22 protein-coding genes and 1 pseudogene are annotated in these 22,014 nt (G+C 63.3%); 15 read left to right on the forward strand and 8 right to left on the reverse strand.

Features of this window, described 5'->3' with window-relative positions:
• Positions 1-264 precede the first annotated feature (264 nt).
• The gene (locus tag N5D48_RS20300) at positions 265-900 is read left to right on the forward strand and encodes a lytic polysaccharide monooxygenase (protein ID WP_279887525.1); all 636 of its coding nucleotides are present in this window, start codon (positions 265-267) and stop codon (positions 898-900) included.
• A 37-nt stretch (positions 901-937) separates the two neighbouring features.
• Complete coding sequence (locus N5D48_RS20305) at positions 938-1,963, forward strand: chitinase (protein WP_279887527.1); 1,026 nt, start codon at positions 938-940, stop codon at positions 1,961-1,963.
• A 178-nt stretch (positions 1,964-2,141) separates the two neighbouring features.
• Here N5D48_RS20305 and N5D48_RS20310 read toward each other — a convergent pair whose 3' ends face one another.
• The 4 genes from N5D48_RS20310 to N5D48_RS20325 form a co-directional block, all read right to left on the reverse strand.
• Positions 2,142-2,837 carry an anti-sigma factor gene (locus tag N5D48_RS20310; RefSeq protein WP_279887529.1) on the reverse strand — a complete coding sequence of 232 codons (696 nt, stop codon included), beginning with the start codon at positions 2,835-2,837 and terminating at the stop codon, positions 2,142-2,144.
• Entirely contained in the window at positions 2,834-3,382 is a 549-nt protein-coding gene (locus N5D48_RS20315; RefSeq protein ID WP_279887531.1) for a sigma-70 family RNA polymerase sigma factor, read from the reverse strand. The genes N5D48_RS20310 and N5D48_RS20315 overlap by 4 nt, the downstream gene beginning before the upstream one ends.
• A gap of 88 nt (positions 3,383-3,470) precedes the next feature.
• Complete coding sequence (locus N5D48_RS20320; protein WP_279887532.1) at positions 3,471-4,004, reverse strand: DUF3455 domain-containing protein; 534 nt, start codon at positions 4,002-4,004, stop codon at positions 3,471-3,473.
• Between the two features lie 163 nt (positions 4,005-4,167).
• Positions 4,168-4,311 carry a hypothetical protein gene (locus N5D48_RS20325; RefSeq protein ID WP_279887534.1) on the reverse strand — a complete coding sequence of 48 codons (144 nt, stop codon included), beginning with the start codon at positions 4,309-4,311 and terminating at the stop codon, positions 4,168-4,170.
• Between the two features lie 394 nt (positions 4,312-4,705).
• On the opposite strand from N5D48_RS20325, the gene N5D48_RS20330 reads away from it, so the two are divergent.
• Together N5D48_RS20330 and N5D48_RS20335 are read left to right on the forward strand one after the other, a co-directional pair.
• Entirely contained in the window at positions 4,706-6,139 is a 1,434-nt protein-coding gene (locus N5D48_RS20330; protein ID WP_279887536.1) for a HAMP domain-containing sensor histidine kinase, read from the forward strand.
• Positions 6,140-6,409: 270 nt separating this feature from the next.
• Positions 6,410-8,311 (forward strand): potassium transporter Kup, encoded by a 1,902-nt coding sequence (locus N5D48_RS20335; RefSeq protein WP_279887538.1) that lies wholly within the window; start codon positions 6,410-6,412, stop codon positions 8,309-8,311.
• Positions 8,312-8,329: 18 nt separating this feature from the next.
• Here the strand turns inward: N5D48_RS20335 and N5D48_RS20340 are convergent, their stop codons facing one another.
• Entirely contained in the window at positions 8,330-9,688 is a 1,359-nt protein-coding gene (locus N5D48_RS20340; RefSeq protein WP_279887540.1) for a glutamine synthetase family protein, read from the reverse strand.
• Positions 9,685-9,882 (reverse strand): hypothetical protein, encoded by a 198-nt coding sequence (locus N5D48_RS20345; protein WP_279887542.1) that lies wholly within the window; start codon positions 9,880-9,882, stop codon positions 9,685-9,687. The genes N5D48_RS20340 and N5D48_RS20345 overlap by 4 nt, the downstream gene beginning before the upstream one ends.
• A 259-nt stretch (positions 9,883-10,141) precedes the next feature.
• On the opposite strand from N5D48_RS20345, the gene N5D48_RS20350 reads away from it, so the two are divergent.
• Positions 10,142-11,086: a malate dehydrogenase gene (locus tag N5D48_RS20350; protein ID WP_279887558.1), complete on the forward strand. Its 945-nt coding sequence runs from the start codon at positions 10,142-10,144 to the stop codon at positions 11,084-11,086.
• Between the two features lie 23 nt (positions 11,087-11,109).
• A complete protein-coding gene (locus N5D48_RS20355) occupies positions 11,110-11,316 on the forward strand; it encodes a hypothetical protein (protein ID WP_279887560.1) in 207 nt (68 codons plus the stop codon).
• Between the two features lie 55 nt (positions 11,317-11,371).
• Here the strand turns inward: N5D48_RS20355 and N5D48_RS20360 are convergent.
• Positions 11,372-11,581: pseudogene (locus N5D48_RS20360) on the reverse strand (LysR family transcriptional regulator); the annotation flags it as partial.
• 160 nt (positions 11,582-11,741) lie between these two features.
• Here N5D48_RS20360 and N5D48_RS20365 point away from each other — a divergent pair.
• The 3 genes from N5D48_RS20365 (at position 11,742) to N5D48_RS20375 (ending at position 14,378) form a co-directional block, all read left to right on the forward strand.
• Positions 11,742-12,725 carry a DUF1852 domain-containing protein gene (locus N5D48_RS20365; RefSeq protein ID WP_279887544.1) on the forward strand — a complete coding sequence of 328 codons (984 nt, stop codon included), beginning with the start codon at positions 11,742-11,744 and terminating at the stop codon, positions 12,723-12,725.
• Between the two features lie 27 nt (positions 12,726-12,752).
• Complete coding sequence (locus N5D48_RS20370) at positions 12,753-13,781, forward strand: methionine synthase (protein WP_279887545.1); 1,029 nt, start codon at positions 12,753-12,755, stop codon at positions 13,779-13,781.
• An 87-nt stretch (positions 13,782-13,868) separates the two neighbouring features.
• Positions 13,869-14,378, forward strand: coding sequence for a flavin reductase family protein (locus N5D48_RS20375; RefSeq protein WP_279887547.1), 510 nt, complete (start codon positions 13,869-13,871; stop codon positions 14,376-14,378).
• A gap of 107 nt (positions 14,379-14,485) precedes the next feature.
• On the opposite strand, the gene N5D48_RS20380 is transcribed toward N5D48_RS20375, so the two are convergent.
• Positions 14,486-15,208: a DUF4198 domain-containing protein gene (locus N5D48_RS20380; RefSeq protein ID WP_279887549.1), complete on the reverse strand. Its 723-nt coding sequence runs from the start codon at positions 15,206-15,208 to the stop codon at positions 14,486-14,488.
• Positions 15,209-15,370: 162 nt separating this feature from the next.
• Between N5D48_RS20380 and N5D48_RS20385 the strand changes: the two genes are divergently transcribed.
• The 6 genes from N5D48_RS20385 to N5D48_RS20410 all read left to right on the forward strand — a co-directional run bounded on the left by N5D48_RS20385 (position 15,371) and on the right by N5D48_RS20410 (position 22,014).
• Complete coding sequence (locus tag N5D48_RS20385; protein ID WP_279887551.1) at positions 15,371-16,540, forward strand: N-acetylmuramoyl-L-alanine amidase; 1,170 nt, start codon at positions 15,371-15,373, stop codon at positions 16,538-16,540.
• A gap of 178 nt (positions 16,541-16,718) precedes the next feature.
• Complete coding sequence (locus N5D48_RS20390; protein WP_279887552.1) at positions 16,719-17,636, forward strand: AraC family transcriptional regulator; 918 nt, start codon at positions 16,719-16,721, stop codon at positions 17,634-17,636.
• Between the two features lie 262 nt (positions 17,637-17,898).
• On the forward strand, positions 17,899-18,798 hold the full coding sequence (locus N5D48_RS20395) for an alpha/beta hydrolase (protein WP_279887553.1): 900 nt from the start codon (positions 17,899-17,901) through the stop codon (positions 18,796-18,798).
• A 43-nt stretch (positions 18,799-18,841) separates the two neighbouring features.
• On the forward strand, positions 18,842-19,780 hold the full coding sequence (locus N5D48_RS20400; protein ID WP_279887554.1) for an alpha/beta hydrolase: 939 nt from the start codon (positions 18,842-18,844) through the stop codon (positions 19,778-19,780).
• A 68-nt stretch (positions 19,781-19,848) separates the two neighbouring features.
• Positions 19,849-20,763 carry an AraC family transcriptional regulator gene (locus tag N5D48_RS20405; RefSeq protein WP_279887556.1) on the forward strand — a complete coding sequence of 305 codons (915 nt, stop codon included), beginning with the start codon at positions 19,849-19,851 and terminating at the stop codon, positions 20,761-20,763.
• Positions 20,764-20,943: 180 nt separating this feature from the next.
• Positions 20,944-22,014 (forward strand): MBL fold metallo-hydrolase, encoded by a 1,071-nt coding sequence (locus N5D48_RS20410; RefSeq protein ID WP_279887557.1) that lies wholly within the window; start codon positions 20,944-20,946, stop codon positions 22,012-22,014.

The raw sequence follows: 22,014 nt of genomic DNA on the forward strand, positions 1-22,014 counted from the left end.
GGTTTGCGGCGGACACCTTGCGGCGCTCACTCGATTCCTCGCTGGCCCAGTCGACGACCACCACCTCGATATGTAGGACTTCAGCCTTGGTTGAAGTAGGAAAACCTTGGCGTAACTGTATATTTATCCAGTATTCATTGGACATTCCTCCGCCAAAGTAGGAAAACGCGAAAAAAGCGCCCGTGGACGGAAAATCCTGCTCGGTTAGTTTGAAGGCCTCTCCTTTGGAAAGGGAGAGTTCTCAAATCAAATGGAGCAATACCCATGAACCAACCACAAACCCAGAACCCACTGCGTCACGGCCGTGTCACCTCGCCAGCATCGCGCGGCGCCGTCGCCATCGACCTTGGCGTGCTCAGCGGCTGGCAGGTCGATGAAATGGAAGGCGGCAAGAACTTCCCGGCCCTGGTGGCCGGCCCGTTCCCCGCGCCGTTCCAGACCGACAACCCCAGCGTCGCGCCGCCTGCCGATGGCCATATTCTCAGCGGCGGCAAGGCCGACGCCCGCGACTGCGTCAACTTCACCGACGAGGAAATGAGCAAGAAGCTCAACCGCGCCTTCACCTGGCCGGCGATCAACGTCGACCCTGGCCAGGTGTTCAAGGTGACCTGGCGCTACACCGCGCCGCACACCACCCGTGGCTATCGTTGGCTTATCACCAAGGACGGCTGGGATCCGCAACAGCGCATCAGCCGCGGGCAGCTGGAGGCGCAACCGTTCGCCGAGGACTTCTACCCGCAGGTGCCGTACTACAGCCATGCCGGCGAGCTGAAGGCCAAGGTCGAGCACGAAGTGCAGCTGCCGGCCACCAAGAAAGGCCGCCACGTGATCGTGCTGATGTGGATCGTGGCCAACACCGGCAACGCCTTCTATCAGGCCTTCGACGTCGACTTCAAATAGCTCGGCGGATGCTCAACACGTTCTGAGGGACCGGAACATGACAACGATCGACTTCACATCACTCAAGGCGCCACAGGAGGACGCGGCATCGTCGATGCCGAACCTGGCCGGCAGACAGATCCTCATGGGCTACTGGCACAACTGGCCGGCAGGCCCCGCCGACGGCTACCAGCGCGGCCAGTTCGCCAACATGAGCCTGGAGGATGTGCCACGGGACTATAACGTAGTGGCCGTGGCGTTCATGAAAGGCAGCGGCATTCCGACGTTCAAGCCGTACAACCTGTCCGACGCCGAGTTCCGCCGTCAGGTGGGCGTGCTCAACAGCCAGGGCAGGGCGGTACTGATGTCCCTGGGCGGCGCTGATGCGCATATCGCGTTGAACCCAGGCCATGAACAGCCCCTGGCCAATGAAATCATCCGCCTGGTGGAAACCTACGGGTTCGACGGGCTGGACATCGATCTTGAGCAAAGCGCGATTGATTTCGCCAGCAACAAGACCGTGCTGCCAGCCGCGTTGAAACGGGTGAAGGATCACTACGCCGCCGAAGGCAAGCATTTCATCATCAGCATGGCGCCGGAGTTTCCCTATCTGACCCGTGCGGGCAAGTACATCGACTACCTGAATGCACTGGAGGGGTATTACGACTTCATCGCCCCGCAGTTCTACAACCAGGGGGGCGACGGTGTCTGGGTCGAGGAAGCCAACAATGGCAAGGGGGCCTGGATCGCGCAGAACAACGATGCGTTGAAGGAGGACTTCCTCTACTACCTGAGCGAAAGCCTGGCGAACGGCACCCGTGGTTTCACGCGGATTGCGCCCGACAGGTTGGTCATTGGCCTGCCCGCCAACGTCGATGCGGCCGCCACCGGATATGTGATCGAGCCGACGGCGGTTGCCAACGCGTTCCGCCGCCTGGCGTCCAAGGGACTGGCGATCAGGGGGCTGATGACCTGGTCGGTGAACTGGGACAGCGGGGTCGACAGGAACCATGTGCCGTACAACCAGGCATTCAGCCGGCGTTATGGGCAGTTGATCCATGGTGCCACGCAGGCTGCCGACTAGCGCTCGGTCAACACGATATCCGGCAGACGTGCCTGATTGAAGTGTTCTCTCCGGGCTGGCAAACGAGGCAATGAAAAGCACCGGCGCCTACAGGCGCCGGTGCTTTTTTTATCAACCTGAAGGGGCGGACGATGAAGTTCACCAAGCAGCTTGGCACCACGATCATCCTGCCACCGTATCAGATCACTTTCACCGCGCGGCCAATGAACTGCACGGGACCGGTCGGTCGCCCACTCGCCGAGCCACCCAGGTTCTCCAGCGTCAGCTCGAACAGTTGGTTGGGTTCGAGCGCCGGCAAGTGCTCCAGCGGCACGGTGACCTGCTCTCCGGGCTTGACCAGCCCAAGGGAGATCGGTGCTTGCCACTGCTCACCCTTGGTCCAGAACTGCAGCACCTTGTCCGCCGGGACTTCGGCCTTGCCCAGCGGAATCAGCTGGATCTGGCGCGCGTCGCGGGCCTGGACCACCCAGCCAGGCGCCTGTGTGGCGGGTGCCACCAGTACCACCAGGTAAGTGGTGGCCGGCGGCTGCGCCGTCAGTAGCGCCAGAGCCAGCACCAGGCTTGCCGCCAGGCCTGTGCCGGCCAAACCTTGCCACAGCCCCAGGCGTTGCCACCACGAGGGGCGAGCGGGGCGTTGGCCCAGGCTGCGGTTGATCCGCTGCCACAACCGCGCACTGGGCGATTGGGGCGGTGCCAGTGCATTGAGCCCCAGCAGACGGTTCTCCCAGGCATCCACCGCGTCCCGCAAGGCGCGGTCGCTGTCCAGGCGTCTGAGCACGGCATCCTGCTGTTCGGCCGACAACGTGCCCAGTACATACTCCCCGGCCAGATGGTCGAGGTCATCGGCGTTTTCGCCACCAGATTCGTTAGTCATCCCATGCACTCGCGCAAAGCCTTGAGGCTGCGCTTGATCCACGCTTTGACCGTGCCCAGCGGTGTATCGAGCAGGCGTGCGATCTCGGCATGGCTACAGCCGTCGACGTAGGCATGCAGGATGCACCGGCGCGGCGCGGGTTCGAGTTGCTCGAGGCAGCGGTGAACCTTGCTCGAGTCGGCCAGCAGGGCCATGTCGTCGTGGTAGGGCGCCATGGCCGCGATATCCGCCAGGCCAGCATCGTCCAGCACGACTTCACGGCGGGTATCGCGTATGAAGTTCAGCGCCAGGTGGCGGGTCAGGCTGTAGACCCAGCCGCGCGCCGAACCACGCGCAGGGTCGAAGCTGGCCGCGCGGGTCCAGATGCGGATGAAGGCATCGTGGACAATGTCTTCGGCGGTGGCCTCGTCGCGGGCGATGCGCCGTGCCACGCCGAGCAGTCGGGCGCCTTCCTGGTCGTAGAGCGCCTGCAAGGCGCTGCGATCACCCATGGCGCAGGCCTGGAGGCAGCGCTGGAAATCGAACGGTGTCGTGGGCAGGTTCAAGGTCGGGCCGATCCTTCTGCTGACGGATACCCCCGGCCCTTTGGCCGGGGGTGTCGATGAGCGTAGCCGAAGGATGCCGGCGCGGTGATCAGTTGCTGACCCAGAAGATATAGTCGGCCTGGTACTTGACGATTTGCTTCTCACCTTTGTTCTGCGCCGTGCAGGCGGCTTGCGGGGCGACACCGCCACGGGTGGCCAGGCGCTGGACGTAGCTGATGCCGCTCATCGCACCCTTGCCTTCGGCGGGGTTGGCCTTGACCAACTGGTACGGCAGGTCGCCCTTGGCTGCCGGGGCGATGGCCAGTTGAGCGCCGGTGATCTTCGAGCCATCCTTCGCCTGCCAGGTCGCGGGCGGGCCGAAATAGTCGCCCACCGCCATGCCGGCGCGATCCTTGAGCACGGCCTTGGGGCCGACGAAGGCCCATTCGGTCTGTCCGGGAGCGTCGGCCTTGTCACGGCATTCGTAGGTGATCTCGCCAACGCCGACGGTTTCCAGTGCCACTTTGTGGCCGTCGGGCACCTTGACGGCATCGGGGACTCCGGTCTGGGCCTGGGCAGTCGGTAGCGCAATGGCCAGCGCAAGGCCGGAGGCGAGCAGGAACGAGAAACGAGTGATGTTCATCGAGCGAACTCCTGGTGGGGGTATCGGCAGGGCAATCGTGTATTACCCTGAGGTAATACCCGCCGAGGAGCCATCTGGATGCGGCCACACGAAAAAAACCGGTCTCCCGCCGCCGGCGACGCCAGGCGTGCTTGGCCACGGTTTGCGCCATATGGCCCGGGTTTCAGCTGCGCCGCTCGATCTTGGTCGCCTGGCGCTTCATCGAAGGTTTTCCAGGTTTGGCGAGCCGGCGCTCGAACAGACTGATGAGTGTTCCTGTGATTGCCACCAGTGCCAGTATGAACAGTCCGATGTCTGAGTTTTCCATTGCAACCTGCCTGCGGGGAGTCTGTAGGGGCGTGATACGTCCGGGGGGCCAAGCATCACCCCGTGTGGCCCTGCCGGGCCTTGAATGACGTGGTGAAAGACTATGGTTTTTGCAGGTCAAGTTGCTGTCGGTTTCCTGCCGGTTGGCGTAAAGACTCGATAAATTCCGGCAAGCAGGTGTTTCGACGGTGCCACTGACCCCGCGGTCCCTGGCACCGGATTTGCTCGCTATGAAGCAGTGGGGGCGGCGCGGGCAATGAAGGGGCGCGAGCTCACGGGATTGCCGTGCTGAACGCGCCGGCACTCGGTTGCCGCCATCGGTCGCGCGGCCCCCGAATGTGGGGAAGGCTCACCCGCTGGAGAGCGATGATCCGGCACAGATCCTCGGAGGGGCGATGAGAGCATTTTCGCAAGGGTGGCCCGGGCGCAAGGTGAGCGCGCCGCTCGGCGACATTGTCGAACCGTTCAATCTGATGCGCAGGTTCTCGCTGACCAGCTTCGTCATCATCAGCTGCGTGGCGATAGGGCTGGCCTGGTATTCGACGCGCTTTCTGGTCAACGAAAGCCTGGAGCGCGATGCGCTGCTGTCCGCCCAGTTCATTCAGTCGATCGCCACTGGCGAAATCCGCCACCATGACCTGTCGGGGATGAAGATGGGCGATGTGCTGTCTTCGGCGCGTTACGGCATGCTCGATCCGCAGACCCTGCAGAACCGCCATCGGGCGCGGTCGGAGTTCCTCGACCACCTGGCCAACCTGCCGGACCTGCTGCTGGCGAGCATCTTCTCCCCGGAGCGCGAGGTCATCTGGTCGACCAACCCAGGGCTGATCGGGCGCAGGGTGCATGAGGATGGCCCGCTGGAGGTGGCGTTCAATTCCGGCGGACGGGTCAGCGCCCGCTACGATGAAGTCGACCCGGATCGCTCCGAACAGCAGTTCACCCGGCCGGCCAAGATGTTCTTCGTCGAAAACTACATTCCACTGCTGGACGATCAAGGCAAGGTCCTGGCCATGGTGGAAATCTACAAGGAACCGGTCGACCTGATAGAGCGTCTGGAGCGTGGGCGCAAGCAGATCTGGGGCGCCACGGCGGTCGGTGGCCTGATCATCTATTTCGGGCTGTTCTGGATCGTACTGCGCGCCGCTCGGCTGCTGGCCCAGCAGCAGGACCAGCTGGTCGCCAACAAGACCTACGGCGGGCTGGTGGAGATGTCCACCGCGGTCGCTCACAGCCTGCGCAACCCTCTGGCCAGCATCCGCAGCAGCGCCGAACTGGCGCAGGCGCTGCCAGGCCAGCCGGCGAGCAGGAACATCAACGACATCATTGCCCAGGTCGACCGAATGGCGAGCTGGGTGGGCGAACTGCTCCATTGCCTGCGGCCATTGCAAGGCGAAGCGGAATCGGTCGACCTGGCGCCGAGCATCCATCAGGCCCTGGGGGCGCTCGCACCTCGGATGCAGCAGTTGCGAATAACGCCGCAGGTGGATATCGAAGGCCCGGTTGTGGTCATCAGTCACCGGCTGCTGCTCGGCCAGGTGTTGAACAGCGTGCTCGCCAATGCCATCGAGGCGATGCCCGACGGCGGATCATTGCGCCTGACACTGCAGCGCACGGGCAGCGACGTGTTGCTGTGCATCGACGATTCAGGCCTGGGCATGACGCGACAGCAGGAGCTGTCGGCATTCAAGTCGTTCTATTCGACCAAGCAGGGGGGGCTGGGTATCGGGCTGGCGATGGTCAGGCAGGTCATGGAACGCTTCGGTGGCGCTGCCACGCTGGAAAGCCTGGAGCCCAGGGGAACCCGGGCCTGTCTGCGTTTTCGCTGCTGACCTGCTCGGGCTGGGCACGTTGTGGATGGCACCGGCTACGCCGGTGTTCGCGGCTAAAGCCGCTCCCACAGGGTGGGCGCTGCGCCTAGCTGCTGAGAACCCCCCGAGAATGCCGGGAAAGCCTCGACTGGCCGGCATTGTGGGGCTGCTAATTTTACGCTTTCTTTATGTTCGGCATTGCTGCCAGAGCCGATACTGGCGGCCGTTTTTCGAACCTGCCGCCTATCTGCCTGCACTCAGTATTTACGCGATGTTGACGAGAAGTTACCAGTGAGCCAATCCGTGATCGTTGAGCAACAATCCCATCCAGACAAGAGCACGGGCGTCGGCCTGTTGGTCGCGGCCGTAGGGGTGGTCTATGGCGACATCGGCACCAGCCCGCTGTATACCCTCAAGGAGGTCTTCAACGGTCACTTCGGTGTGCAGGCCAATATCGAGGGGGTGCTGGGCATCCTGTCGCTGGTGTTCTGGTCGCTGGTCTGGGTCGTGACGGTCAAGTACGTGCTGTTCATTCTGCGCGCCAGCAACCAGGGTGAGGGCGGCATCATGGCCCTGACCGCTTTGGCCAGGCGGGCGGCACGTCCCTATCCACGGCTGAGCAAGGTCCTGGTGCTGCTGGGGCTGTTCGGCGCGGCGCTGTTCTACGGCGATAGCATGATCACCCCGGCCATTTCGGTGCTGTCGGCGGTGGAAGGGCTGCAGTTGGGCATCGATGGCATCGATCACTGGGTCGTGCCACTGTCGGTGGTGGTGCTGGTCGGGCTGTTCGTGATCCAGAAGCACGGCACGGCGCGCATCGGCATCCTGTTCGGGCCGGTGATGGTGGTGTGGTTCGTGGTGCTGGGCGCGCTCGGTATCTATGGCATCGTCCAGCGACCCGAGGTGCTACAGGCGCTGAGCCCCGCCTGGGCCGTGCATTTCTTCGTCGCCCATCCGGGCGTGGGCGTGGCGATCCTGGGGGCGGTGGTACTGGCCCTGACCGGTGCCGAGGCCCTTTACGCCGACATGGGGCATTTTGGCCGCAAGCCGATTTCCCGGGCCTGGTTCATGCTGGTGCTGCCGGGCTTGGTGCTGAACTACTTCGGCCAGGGGGCATTGATCCTCAACAACCCGGCAGCGGTGCGCAACCCGTTCTACCTGCTGGCCCCCGAGTGGGCATTGTTGCCGATGGTCGCACTGGCCACGCTGGCCACCATCATCGCCTCGCAGGCGGTGATCTCCGGTGCGTTTTCGCTGACTCGCCAGGCCATCCAGCTCGGCTATGTGCCGCGCATGTTCATCCAGCACACTTCCAGCGAGGAACAGGGGCAGATCTACATCGGCATGGTCAACTGGGCGCTGATGATCGGCGTCGTGCTGCTGGTGGTCGGTTTCGAATCCTCCAGCGCCCTGGCGGCCGCCTATGGCGTGGCGGTGACTGGCACCATGCTCATCACCACGCTGCTGGCCTCGGCGGTGGTGTTGCTGTTGTGGAAAACACCACGCTGGCTAGCTATCCCTCTGCTGCTGGGGTTCTTGCTGGTAGATAGCCTGTACTTCGCCGCCAACGCGCCGAAGATCCTGCAGGGCGGTGCCTTCCCGGTGATCGCCGGCCTGGCCTTGTTCGTGCTGATGACCACCTGGAAGCGTGGCCGCAGCATCATCGTCGAGCGGCTGGATGAAACCGCGCTGCCGCTGCCGTTGTTCATCGGCAGCGTCCAGGCGCAGCCGCCCCATCGTGTGCAGGGCACCGCGGTGTTCCTCACCGCCCGTACCGACGCGGTGCCCCATGCCTTGTTGCACAACCTGCTGCACAACCAGGTATTGCACGAGCAGGTGGTGTTGCTGACGGTGGTCTCGGAGGATTCGCCACGGATCAGCGCCGACAAGCGCTTCGAGGTCGAGGCTTTCGGTGAAGGCTTCTTCCGGGTCAGCCTGCACTTCGGCTTCATGGAAGAACCCGACGTGCCGCTCGCCCTGAGCCAGTCCAGCACGCCTGAGCTGGACTTCAGCCCCATGCGCACCACCTATTTCCTGAGCCGGGAAACCGTGGTGCCGACCAAGCGCATTGGCATGGCCAAGTGGCGCGAGCACCTGTTCGCCTTCCTGCTGAAGAACGCCAACAGCAACCTCAAGTACTTCAAGCTGCCACTGAACCGGGTGATCGAGCTGGGGACCCAGGTCGAGATGTAACGCCACACGGCGTTTCACTCATACACTCGATTGCAGGTACTCGCGCTCCCAGGTGCTGATGACCTGCCGGTAGTGGCGGTGCTCGGTGCGCTTCACCGCGACATAGCCTTGCACGAAGCGATCTCCCAGGTACGTCTTGAGCGTGTCGCATGCCTCCATCCGGGCCAGCGCCTCCTCGAGCGTGTGCGACAGGCTCAGGCCGTCGTGACCGTAGGCGCGCCCGGAGAGTGGAGGGGTCGGTTCGAGCTGTTCATGCAGGCCGAGATAGCCGCACAACAAGGTGGCGGCCAACGCCAGGTAGGGGTTGGCATCGGCGCCGGGCAGGCGGTTTTCCACGCGCATGGCCGCGACCGAGGTTGTTGGCACGCGCAGGCCGACGGTGCGGTTGTCGTGTCCCCAGGCGACGTTGACCGGTGCGCAGTTATCCGGCAGGAAGCGGCGGAACGCGTTCACGTTGGGCGCGAACAGGGGCAGCAGGTGCGGGATGTAGCGCTGCAGACCGCCAATGTAATGCAGGAATTGCTCGCTCATGGCGCCGTCGTCGGTGGCGAAGAGGTTCTTGCCGCTGTCCAGGCTCTGCACGCTCTGGTGAATATGCATCGCGCTGCCCGGCTGGCAGGCGATGGGCTTGGCCATGAACGTCGCGCCGATACCATGCTTGAGCGCGGCTTCGTGCAGGGTACGCTTGAACACGATGAGCTGGTCGGCCAGGCGCAAGGCATCGCCGTGGCGGAAGTTGACCTCCATTTGCGCGGGGCCGCTTTCGTGGCTCAGGGTGTCCAGGTCCAACCCCTGGGCATCGCACCAGTGGTAAAGGTCCTCGAATAGCGGCGCGAATTCGTGGGTGGCATCGATGGAAAAGCTTTGCCGCCCGCGCTCCGGGCGGCCGGAGCGGCCATCGGGCGCCTCCAGTGGCAAGTCCGGGTCGTGGCTGCGCCGCGTCAGGTAGAACTCAAGTTCAGGCGCAACCACCGGCTTCCAGCCCTCGTTGGCATACAGGCCGAGCACCTGCTTGAGCACGTTGCGGGGCGCCATATCGATAGGTTTGCCAGTCTTGTCGAAGGGGTCGTGGATGACCATGGCGGTCGGCTCGGCCAGCCAGGGCAGGATGAAGCAGGCCTGCGGGTCGGGGCGGCAGAACATGTCGGCGCCGGCCTCGTTGAGCAGGGCATCGAACACCTGGTCGTCGACGAAGTCGCCGGTCACCGTCTGCAGCAGCACACTTTCCGGCAAGCGCATGCCGCCTTCTTCGAGGAACCTGGCGGTGGCGGTGATCTTGCCGCGGCCGATGCCGCAGAAATCGCTGACCGTGCATTCGATTTCGCTGATGCCACGCTGCCTGAGCTGCTGTTGCAGTCGTTCGAGGGGTGTATTCACGCAAACCTCGGGAATTTGATCGTCACATGCTCTTGGGCGTGCCCGCGAGATCCTGCGCGGCTGCAGGGGCTGTGGCTCAGCACCGTGGCAAGCCCGGTGTGGAAGGGCCGCAAGGCGAGTTTCCCGGCCTTGTCGACACGCGTGAACGAGACGGGTTTGACCGGGTGAATGAGGGTATTGACGTACAGGAACATGTCACTCTCTCGATACTGCGAAGACGTGGCGAAAGGGTATTGGTTCGCGTATCAAGTTGCTGTCGGTTTACTTCCCTGCCTCGTAAATTCTTGATAAAGCGCCCTGACCAGGCGCTCCTGGATGAAACCGCGCATTGCCACGCAATGATTTTCGATGCGCGCACGAAATCGCGCAGGCGATGAAGTCGGGTGGCCTTTTGGCCCTGGCGGACAATACTTCTCTGTACAGGCGGGTGGCGCGACCCGCGGGAGGTGCGAGGTGAACAAGCTATCAATCGTGGGTGCTGGCATGGTGGGCGAGGCGGCGGCCCAGGTCCTCGCCCGGGACGAGATCTGCCGTGAGCTGGCGTTGATCGATGTGCAGGGCGAGTTGGCGCGGGGCAAGGCACTGGACGTCTGGCAGGCGGCAGTCGAGTCGGGTTCCGATACCAGGGTTTACGGCGGGTCCGATGCCGAATTGCTGCAGGGTTCGGACCTGGTGGTGATCACGGCGGGCGTCCCGCGCAAACCAGGTCAGTCGCGCCAGGATGTATTGAGCATCAATTTGCCCATTCTCGACGGCATCATGCAGGACATCAATCGTCATGCTCCGGCGGCGACGGTATTGGTGGTGTCGAACCCGGTCGATGTACTGACCTATCGAGCCTGGAGCCTCAGTGGGTTGGGGCGCGACAAGGTGTTCGGCCAGGCGGGGGTACTGGATACCGCGCGCATGAAGTGTTTCATCGCCGAGCAGACAGGGTATTGCGCTCGGGATATCACCGCGCTGGTCCTGGGAGGGCATGGCGACAGCATGGTGCCGCTGATGCGCTACTGTGCGATTGGTTCGGTGCCGCTGTCGCACTTTCTGTCCAGCGAGCAGATCGAGAGCATCGTGCAGCGTACGCGTCAGGGCGGTGGCGAGATCCTGGGCTTGAAGAAGCTGGGCAGTGCCTGCGATGCACCGGGTGTGGCAATCGCGCAGATGGTCGATGCCATCGCCAATGGGCGAAACCGCATCTTGCCGACGGTGGCGATTCTCGAGGGCGAATATGGGCGAACCGATATTGCCATGGGCGTTCCCTGTGTGCTGGCGCAGGAGGGGCTCGCACGGGTTATCGAGTTGCCCCTGGACGCTGGGGAGCAGGCGATGTTCGACCGGTCCGCGGATCAAGTGGTGAGCGATATTGCTGAAATGAATGCCTTGTGCAAAGCCACCCCATGACCTTCAACGGGAGTATCGCGGTGATCAGCGAGCTGTCTGTGCACTTCGTTTTCCGAGCATTGTGCTATCCGCTGGGGTGGCCTGTGGTGAAGCTGGCCACGCTTGGCAGGTACCCATCGCCAGGCAGTTGGTTCGCCGAGCGCGTCGAGGCCGAGTGGACTGCCGCGACTGGTCTGATCCCGCTGGGGCTGGCGATGATGCTGTTTGCCGCACAGTTCGGTTCAGGTTAGTGCCTCATGTCGCCAGCCCCGACACGACGTTGACACCCTCCAGGGTCGCTACCTGCTCGGCCAGTTGCAACAGCTTGAGGCCAGCACTGGTGAAGCGCACCGGCTTGGACTTGCGCACGAACAGCTGCATGCCGATGCGCTCTTCCAGTTCGCGGAACTGGTGCGACAGGGCGGATTGGGTGAGGTGCAGGCGTTCAGCGGCGTCGTGCAGGCTATCGGTATCGCGCAGGGCGTGGATGGTGCGCAGGTGCCTTAGATCGATCATGAGAAAAATTAAAGATCAGTTCAAAAAAAATGAGTTTGTCTCATGACGGTCGTTTATTGACAATCCCCTCATTGAATTCTTCCTTCGAAGCCGAGCAGGCAAGCAGGCAAGCAGGAAGTATTTTCAGGATCTACTTCGGGAATCAGGGTGCCGGGTCACAATGAATAAAGCCTTCACGTTCGCCATCAAAAGCATTCGTTTCGACGAGGACTATCTGCCTGCGGACAACACGCGCATCACCACCAACTTTGCCAACCTGGCCAGGGGCGAGAGCCGCCAGCAGAACCTGCGCAACACGCTGGCGATGATCGACAATCGCTTCAATGCCCTGGCGCATTGGGACAACCCCAAGGGTGACCGTTATTCGGTAGAACTCGATATCGTTTCCGTCGAGATGAAGATCGCGGATGAAAAGGCGGGCGATGCCTTGCCGTTGATTGAAATCCTGAAAACTAGCATTGTCGATCACCAGACCAACGAGCGCATCGAAGGCATTGTCGGGAACAATTTTTCCTCTTACGTGCGGGACTATGACTTCAGCGTGCTGTTGCTGGACCACAACAAAGGGCAATCCGGCTTCAGCACGCCGGAGGCGTTTGGCGAGCTGCACGGGAAACTGTTCAAGTGCTTCGTGAACTCGAGCGCTTTCAAGGAGCACTTCAACAAACTGCCGGTCATCTGTCTGAGCGTTTCCAGCAGCAAGACCTATCACCGCACTGAAAATCAGCACCCGGTCCTGGGTTATGAATACCAGCAGGATGAGTACTCATTGACCGATGAGTACTTCGCCAAGATGGGCCTGAAGGTGCGCTATTTCATGCCGCCGAACAGTGTTGCGCCGTTGGCGTTCTACTTTGCCGGCGACCTGCTGGGCGATTACACCAATCTCGAGCTGATCAGCACCATCAGCACGATGGACACCTTCCAGAAGATCTACCGCCCCGAGATCTACAACGCGAACTCGGTGGCTGGGAAATCCTATCAGCCCAGCCTGAAGCATCAGGACTACTCGTTGACTCGAATTGTCTACGATCGCGAAGAACGCAGTCGTCTGGCCATCGAGCAAGGCAAGTACGCAGAAGAACAATTCATCAAGCCGTACCACGCTGTGCTGCAGCAATGGTCCGCTCATTACGCTGTTTGATTGATCGAATACACAAGGCCTTGCGTCATGAAAAAACTACTCCCTACTTCGACTGCCGGCAGTCTGCCTAAACCGTCCTGGCTGGCACAGCCGGAAACCCTCTGGTCGCCTTGGAAACTGCAAGACCAGGTGTTGGTCGAGGGCAAGCAGGATGCGCTGCGCCTGTCGCTGCATGAACAACAGCTCGCCGGTATCGATATCGTCAGTGACGGTGAGCAGACCCGTCAGCATTTCGTGACGACCTTCATCGAACACCTGCATGGCGTTGACTTTGAAAAGCGCGAAACCGTGCGGATCCGCGACCGTTACGATGCCAGCGTGCCGACGGTGGTCGGTGCGGTTTCTCGTCAGAAACCGGTGTTCGTCGAAGATGCCAGGTTCCTGCGTCAGCAGACCACGCAACCGATCAAATGGGCGTTGCCTGGTCCCATGACCATGATCGACACCCTGTACGACAGCCACTACAAGAGCCGTGAAAAACTGGCTTGGGAATTCGCCAAGATCCTCAATGAGGAAGCCCGGGAACTGGAGGCTGCCGGTGTCGATATCATCCAGTTCGATGAGCCGGCCTTCAACGTGTTCTTCGACGAGGTGAACGACTGGGGCGTTGCCACCCTGGAGCGGGCCATCGAAGGCCTCAAGTGCGAAACGGCCGTGCATATCTGCTATGGCTATGGCATCAAGGCCAACACCGACTGGAAGAAGACCCTGGGCTCGGAGTGGCGCCAGTATGAGGAGGCGTTCCCCAAACTGCAGAAGTCCAAGATCGATATCGTCTCGCTGGAGTGCCACAACTCCCACGTCCCCATGGAGTTGATCGAGCTGATCCGTGGCAAGAAAGTGATGGTCGGGGCCATCGACGTGGCCAACCATGCCATCGAAACCCCAGAGGAAGTGGCCAACACCTTGCGCAAGGCCCTTCAATTCGTCGATGCCGACAAGCTCTACCCGTGCACCAACTGCGGCATGGCACCGTTGCCGCGCGCCGTGGCACGCGGCAAGCTCAATGCATTGAGTGCAGGTGCAGAAATCGTGCGCCGGGAGCTCTTGAAGTAAAACCGAGCGCGGTGTGAGAGGGCAGGGGCGTGCAGCTCCAGCCCTTTCCCATTGTTGGCGGGTTGTACCTAACATTCAGGATTTACTATGTCGCTTCCCTGTACTGCTATCGAGCCATTGCGCTTTCGCGAAGCGCTCGGGCATTACGCCTCCGGCATCACGGTGATCACCTCGCACAGTGATGGCGAGCCGCTTGGCTTTACCTGCCAGTCGTTCTACAGCGTGTCGATGAGCCCACCGCTGGTGTCATTCAGCGTCATGTCCAACTCGGCCAGCTACCCCGGGATTCGCCAGGCCGGTCGCTTCGCGGTCAATATCCTGTCGGGCGAGCAGGCCGGGATTTCCAACCAGTTCGCACGGCGCGGCACGGACAAGTGGCAAGGCATCGACTGGCAGGCCTCGCCGCTGGGCAACCCGATCATCGCCGGTAGCCTGCACTGGTTCGATTGCGAGATCCACGCCGAACACGCCGCCGGGGATCACCTGATCGTGATTGGCGAAGTAAAGGCGTTGAACCTGCAAGAAGCCGATGCCGCCCAGCCTTTGCTGTACTTCAAGGGGCAATACCGTAACCTTGCCGAACTCAGTGCGGTCTGAGCATTGCCAGGCCCAGCCAAGAAATCGTGCCTGCCGCGCCCAGGCGCAGGACCGAGCGTGAACGAACGCCCCGCCTCGGCTCGCACGTTCGAGGCAGGGCGCGCACGCTACTCGTGGTGCGGCTCACCCAGGAACGTCAGTGAACTGAACAGGCTCTGTTGCGCCACCGATTCGCCTTCGGGCATTGGCAGCGTGGTTTGGGCGGCGATGATGTTCAGCCCCTCGTTGCGTACGGTGATCCGTGCCCGGCCTTGTTTGTCGGTGGTGGCATTGATCTGGTGGGGCGCGCCGCGGTAGTCACCTTGCAGCGGGATATCCGCAGCCGGTTTGCCATCGAGTAGCACCTGCACTTCCAGAGGCTTGCCTGGACCGGCCTTCAGCGGGTCGCTCAGGGGGATGATCGCCAGGCGCAGCATGTCCAGTTTCGGCAGGCGGGCACCGCTCTGATAAATGGCCAGGCTGTACTTCAGGCTGTGGGTAGAGGCGATCGCGTCCTTGACCTGGGTGCGGTCCTGGTTGACCCACTGCTTGTCCGGGCGTTGCGACCAAGGCCCGTTGTCCAGCAACACGGCAAGCGTCGCAGGCGGGGCGAGCGGTTGCAGGACGGCATGATCCGTCAGGCGCTCGACCGTGACCGGGACCATCTTGCCGGCGGCGTCGAACGCCCAGGCACGCTTGATCTTTTCCGGTTTGTAGGCGCTATCCTCGGCGCCGTGGCCGTACACCGCCTCGATATTGCCACGTCGCTCCTCGGTCCACAGACCGTGGGCGCCAGCGTCGACGCTGATCATCATGGTGAGCAGGGTGGCGGCTTTCAACGATGGATGCATGATGTTTCCTTGGTTCAAAGATTCAGGGTCAGTCCCGGCACTGGTTGTCTGCCTGCGGGAGTCTTCAGTACGATAATGCTGGAAATGTTATAATGTATCTTTTTTGAAAGGCCAGCAATATTGCCTGGGTCTTCGCTGGCCCGCAGGCCAATTGGAGTTCGCATGGATCGACGCCGTGTCTTGAAATTGTTGCTGGCATGCCTGGCGCTGCCGCTGCCCTTTGCGGCGCAGGCGGCGCAAGCTGTCAGAAACGTTCGCGTGAGCCGGGTGGGCAATGTCACCAAGGTGATGCTGGATCTGACCGGGCCAGTGGCGGCCAGGCATTTCAACCTCGCCGCGCCACCGCGGCTGGTGCTCGATCTTCCCCAGACCGCCCTTCGGGCGTCGCTGGCCGACCTTGCCCTGCAAGGCAGCGCGGTCACGGCGATTCGCAGCGGGATCACCGCGACCGGAGACCTGCGTATCGTCGTGGATCTGGCCGACGCGGCCTTGCGTAGCGAGGTTCGCACGGTCCAGACCGGCGGGCACGGGTTCGAGCTGTCGCTCACCGGGCCTGTTCTGGCTGCCGCTCCGGTGGCGGCACAACCACCATCGGCGCGCCTGCGTGACCTGCTGATCGTGGTGGATGCCGGGCATGGCGGCAAGGACCCTGGCGCAGTGGGGGCCAAGGGCGAGCAGGAAAAGCTCGTCGCCTTGCAGATTGCCAAGTTGCTGGCCAGGCGTATCGACGCGCAGAAGGGCTACAAGGCACGCTTGGTGCGCAGCGATGATGTGTTCATCCCGCTGCGCAAGCGCGCCGAACTCGCCCAGCGGCTGAATGCCGATCTGTTCGTCTCGGTGCACGCGGACGCGGCGCCCCGGCTTACCGCCTCGGGCGCCTCTGTCTATGCCTTGTCCCAGGGCGGCGCGACGTCATCGATGGCGCGCTGGATGGCGCAGCGGGAAAACGAGGCGGACAAGGTCGGTGGCGGTCTGCCGGTGAAACTGCGCCAGCCCGACCCCATGGTGGCGGGCGTGCTGCTGGACATGTCCGTGAGCTCGACCATCGCCGCCAGCCTGGACCTGGGGCATCAGGTGCTCGGCCAGTTGGGGCAGGTGTCGGGCCTGCACCAGGCGCGGGTGGAGCAGGCCGGGTTCGCGGTGCTCAAATCGGCGGCTGTGCCTTCGATTCTTGTCGAAACGGGGTTCATTTCCAATGCCGGCGATTGCAAGCGTCTGCATGATGTTCGGCATCAGCGCAAGGTGGCCGCAGCGATCTTTGCCGGGCTGGACGGCTATTTCCGCCAGCAGCCGCCCGCTGGCAGCCTGATTGCGGCCAAGGGGCAAGCCTAGGGGCAACGGTGGCCTGCGCCGTAGGGCAGAAGAGCATCAAGCACGCGAAGTCGGTAGGTTGATCTATTTCATATAGGGCAACGACGGCAATGTCCCTGCGGGGGCTGCACAGTGGTTGATTCGTGCAAAAACCTTCATCATTGCCCGGAGCATGACGGCAGTGCCGATGGAGAAACGCATGACCCGCCTCGAGTCCCCCCGCGACCCCGTCGAATCAGGCCTGCCAGGCCTGAGCGCATTGATCGCCCGACACGTACCCAGCGCAGGGGACCTGGTCACCCGGCTACCGGCCCTGAGCCTGCACCGCCGCGCCTCGCCCACCGAGCCGATGCCCTGTATCTACGGCCTGGGCCTGGGCGTGGTGGCGCAGGGCAGCAAGCAGGTCATGCAACAGGAGGTCGTGCTGCATTACCAGGCGGGGCAGGGCATGCTGACCAGCATCGACCAGCCCGTGGTCTCCCATGTCGCCCTGGCCACACCCGCCAGGCCCTTCCTGGGGCTGATGCTGACCCTCGACCCCAGCCAGGTCATGCGCACGGTCGAAGACCTGCAGCTGCCACCGCCGCCGAAGGCCGGCACCCACCAAGCCATCGTCATCGCCGAACTCGACAGCGGCGTGGTGCGCGCGCTGGAGCGCCTGCTCGGGCTGCTGGACGAGCCGGCGTTGTTCGAACATCTCGCCCCGCTGATACAACAGGAAATCATCGTCAGGCTGCTGGTCGGCCAGCACGGTGTCGCCCTGCGTCACCTGGTTGCCGCCGGCTCGCCGATGCAGCAGATCGCCAAGGTGGTCGCCTGGCTGAAACAGCACCTGGCCGAACCGATGCGCATCGACGACCTGGCCGAGCGGGTGCATATGAGCCCGTCAACCTTCCGCCAGCATTTTCGCGAGCTGACCGGCGTCAGCCCGTTGCAGTTCCACAAGCAATTGCGCTTGCAGGAGGCCCGGCAATTGATGCTCAACCAGCACATGGACGCGGGCCAGGCCGCTGGAAGGGTGGGCTACGAAAGCGCCTCGCAGTTCAGCCGCGAGTACAGCCGGGCCTTTGGCGCACCGCCGCAGCGGGATGTTCGGCGCATGCGCCAGCAAGGCTGAGCGCTATGTAATAGGCAATCCAACCATGGTGCATCTTGGGGCTCCATGGTGGTCTTCCTGCGCTTAAGCGCTAGATATTGCCGAGGTCCGGTCTGGCTCTGGCAATGCTCGATGACTGCGCACTTTCCTTGAAACGTGCAAGCAAGGCATCGAATCAGGCAAAACCGCAGTCCCCCTGCTTCCTATACTTGTCTCCAACGAAGGGTGGTTGCATCAGCCACCCCGCGCAAGCACCTCGCGCTGCCCACCCGGAGGCAACACCATGCAAGACGTCCAGTTCAACAACCGCAACATCGTGATGGCCGGCCACCTTTACCTGCCGAGCGCATTCGATGAAAGCAAGCAGTACCCTGCGATCGTCACCGTCCACCCAGGCGGCGGCGTCAAGGAGCAGACCGCCGGCACCTACGCCCGGTTGCTGGCCGAGCAAGGCTTTGTCACCTTGGCCTTCGACGCCTCCTACCAGGGCGCCAGCGGCGGCGAACCGCACTTTCTCGATGAGCCGATGAACCGGGTGGCCGATGTGTACAGCGCCGTCGACTACCTGACCACCCTCGGTTTCGTCGACGCCCAGCGCATCGGCGTGCTGGGGATCTGCGCCGGTGGCGGCTTCGCGGCCAAGGCAGCCTCGGTCGACCGCCGCATCAAGGCGCTGGCCACCGCCAGCGCGGTCAACGTCGGCACCGCCACCCGCAAAGGTTGGGAGGGCAAGGGCTCGATCAACGACCTGCTGCCGGTACTCGACGCCCTGGCCGGCCAGCGCACGGCCGAAGCGGCCGGTGCAGCGCCTGTCTACGCGCCTTATGTGCCGCAACTGGGCGACACCAGTGCGCCGCGCGACCTGCAGGAAGCCGCCGACTACTACCTGACACCCCGCGCCCAGCACCCCAACGCGCAGAACAAGATGCTGATGAACGGCCTGGGCGCCTGGGTCGCCTTCGATGCCTTCGACCTGGTCGAGCAGTTGCTGACCCAGCCCACGCTGGTCATCGCCGGCAGCGAAGCCGGTTCGCTGTGGCACAGCCAGGAGCTGCACGCCAAGGCGCTGGGCAAGAAAGAGCTGGTGGTACTGGACGGCCTGGCGCACATGGACCTGTACGACGGTCCGGGGGTCAATACGGCCATGCAACACCTTACGCCGTTTTTCCAGGCCAACCTCTGATCACTCGCTACTCCCTGTTCATACGACCTATCTGGAGAAACCCATGAGCGATATCACCATCAAGCACGTCCGTTACCAGAACCTGGGCTGGGAGACCGCCGCAGACCTGTACCTGCCGCCAGGCTTCGACCCTGCCAAACAGTATCCGGCCATCGTCAGTACCCACCCGATCGGCAGTTGCAAGGAGCAGACCTCAGGCAACGTCTATGGCGCGGGCCTGGCCAAGGAGGGCTTCGTGGTGATCGCCTTCGACGCCAGCTTCCAGGGCGCCAGCGGCGGTGAGCCGCGCTTCATGGAAGACCCGTCGATCCGCGTGTCCGATATCCGCTACGCCATCGACTACCTGGTGACGCTGCCCTACGTCGACCCGGCGCGCATCGGCGCCATCGGCATCTGCGGCGGTGGTGCCTACACCGTGCATGCGGCCATCACCGACCACCGCATCAAGGCATTGGTGTCGATCACTGGGGTCAACTTCGGCCGCCTGATCCGCGAAGGCTTCAGCAACTTCCAGCCGGTCGCTGCGCTGCAGGCCATGGCCGCCCAGCGCACCGCCGAGGCCCAGGGCGGCGCGCGCAACGTGATCAACTACCTGCCGAACTCGGTCGAGGAGGGGCGCCAGGCGGGCATCACCGATATCGACGTGCTCGAAGCGACCGACTACTACAAGACCCCGCGTGGCCAACAGCCCAACGGCGCCACCAGCGGCCTGTTCTCGTTCAACAGCGCGGCATTCGGCTGGGATGCCTTCCTCCATGCCGAATCGCTGCTGACCCAGCCGCTGCTGGTGGTCATTGGCGACAAGCCGGGTGCTTTCGGCGCGTACCGTGATGGCTGGGAAATCTACGGCCGGGCGGCCTCCACCGACAAGCAGATCTACGTGGCCGAAGGCTGGTCGCACTACGACCTGTACGACAAGCCCGAACCTGTCGCGCTGGCCATGGCGCAGGCCGTGCCCTTCCTGCGTAAGCATCTGCAGTGATGCCATCGGCTGGCCAGCCTGATCGGGTTGCCTGCGCGGCCCCAGCAAAACGTCCACCGAGGTAGCCCATGAACGCGCCTTTCGAACCGTTGCGGCCGTCTTTTGTCGACAGTCGCGCCCTGGCCCAGGCCATCGCCCGCGTCGCGCCCTCGGACGGCGACTACGAGACGGCCATTCCCGGCCTGACCTTGCACCGCCGCCGGGCTGTCACTCAACCCATGCACTGCATCTACGGCCTGGGACTGGGGATCACCGCCCAGGGCGAGAAGCAGGTCGTGTCCGGCGAGCAAGTCCTGCGTTTCGGGCCGGGCCAGTCATTGCTGACCGCTGTCGATCTACCCGTGGTATCCGCGGTGGTCGAGGGCTGCCACACCGAGCCGTTTCTTGGCCTGATGCTGAACCTGGTGCCACAGGACATCCTGCAACTGGCCACTGAACTGCGCCTGCCTTCGCCCAGCCGCGACTGTGGCTTCTGCTCGATGGCCGTGGAGCCCTTGGCCGAGGGGTTGCTGGATGCCGTGCTGCGCCTGGTGCAGTTGCTCTCGGACCCGGTGCTGCTGCCGTACCTGGCCCCGCTGATCCAGCGCGAGATCACCTACCGCCTGCTGACCGGGCCCCATGGCGCGCAACTGCGCCACCTGATCAACCAGGAAGCGCCCAGCCAGCAGATCGCCGGCGCCATCAACTGGCTCAAGCGCCACTTCGCCGAACCACTGAAGATCGAGCAACTGGCCGCCAGCTGCCATATGAGCCCTTCGACGTTGCGCCAGCACTTTCGCACGATCACCGGCTTGAGTCCGCTGCAGTACCAGAAGCAACTACGCCTGCAGGAAGCCCGTCAGTTGATGCTCACGCAGAACCTGGATGCCAGCGTGACCGCTGCGCGGGTCGGCTATGAAAGCGCCTCGCAGTTCAGTCGTGAATATGCCCGGCTTTTTGGCGAACCGCCCCAACGCGACATTCGCCGCTTGCGCCTTAACTGAGTCTCACGTCATTGGCTGGCATTGACGCTTGCGCGGCGCAGGTGCGGCGGATTGTCCAGGCAGTGTCGGGCGTGCACGGGCGCAGAATCGGGCATGGACCTCGTTGGATTGGGCAAGGTCGTCACGGCGAGGGTTCTTATACTGTCGGCTCCCCCCTTGCGCTCGTATGAGGTCTGCACCTTGAAACGCCATGCACCGGTCTTCCAGCACCGCGACTCTGCGCAGTCCCGCGAAGGGCGCTTTCACAACCTGTCACCGCGCCCGGCGGACATGCCTGAGCCCGATGCCAGGACGATCTGGAACGCGCTGTTCAACAAACCGAAGTTCACGGTACCGCGCGCGCCGGTGCCGGTGCTGCAGCTGACCCGCGCACAGCTCGACGCCGCGCCGGATGCCAGCCTGTTCCGCCTGGGCCACTCCACGGTGCTGTTCAAGCTCGAAGGTGGCTGGTGGCTGACGGACCCGGTGTTTTCCAAGCGCGCCTCGCCGTTCTCGTTCGCCGGCCCCAAGCGCTTCCATGCGCCACCCCTGACCCTGGACGAGCTGCCGCCGATTCGCGGGGTCATCCTCTCCCATGACCATTACGACCACCTGGATCGGGCGACGATCAAGGCCCTGGCGCCCAAGGTCGAGCGCTTTCTCACCCCGCTGGGCGTGGGTGACCGCCTGCTGGCCTGGGGCGTGCCGGCCGCGAAGGTCCACCAACTGGACTGGTGGCAAGGGCTGGAAGCGGGCGGTTTGCGCCTGACTGCGACCCCGGCCCAGCATTTCTCCGGCCGGGGGCTGCGCGACGGCAACCGGACGCTGTGGTGCTCGTGGGTGATCGAGGCGCCGCGGCTGCGGATGTTCTTCAGCGGCGATACCGGCTATTTCGATGGTTTCGCCGAGATTGGCCGGCGCTTCGGGCCGTTCGACCTGACGCTGATGGAAACCGGCGCCTACGACGAGCACTGGCCCTATGTGCACATGCACCCTCGGCAGACGGTGCAGGCTCACCTGGACCTGGGCGGGGGCTGGCTGCTGCCGATCCATAACGGCACCTTCGACCTGGCGTTGCATGCCTGGTATGCGCCCTTCGAGCAGGTGCTGGAGTGGGCGGAGCATGAGGGTGTGCCGGTGGCCACTCCGAAGATGGGCGAGCGGGTCGACCTGCGCCTGCCGCGTACGGGCGAGCGCTGGTGGCGCGAGGTGGTGAGCCAGGAAGCGTCGAGCAAACCCCGCGGTTGCCGGCTGCGCTGGGCGAGCCAGTAA

Source organism: Pseudomonas sp. GD03858, assembly GCF_029840925.1.
Taxonomy (GTDB): domain Bacteria; phylum Pseudomonadota; class Gammaproteobacteria; order Pseudomonadales; family Pseudomonadaceae; genus Aquipseudomonas.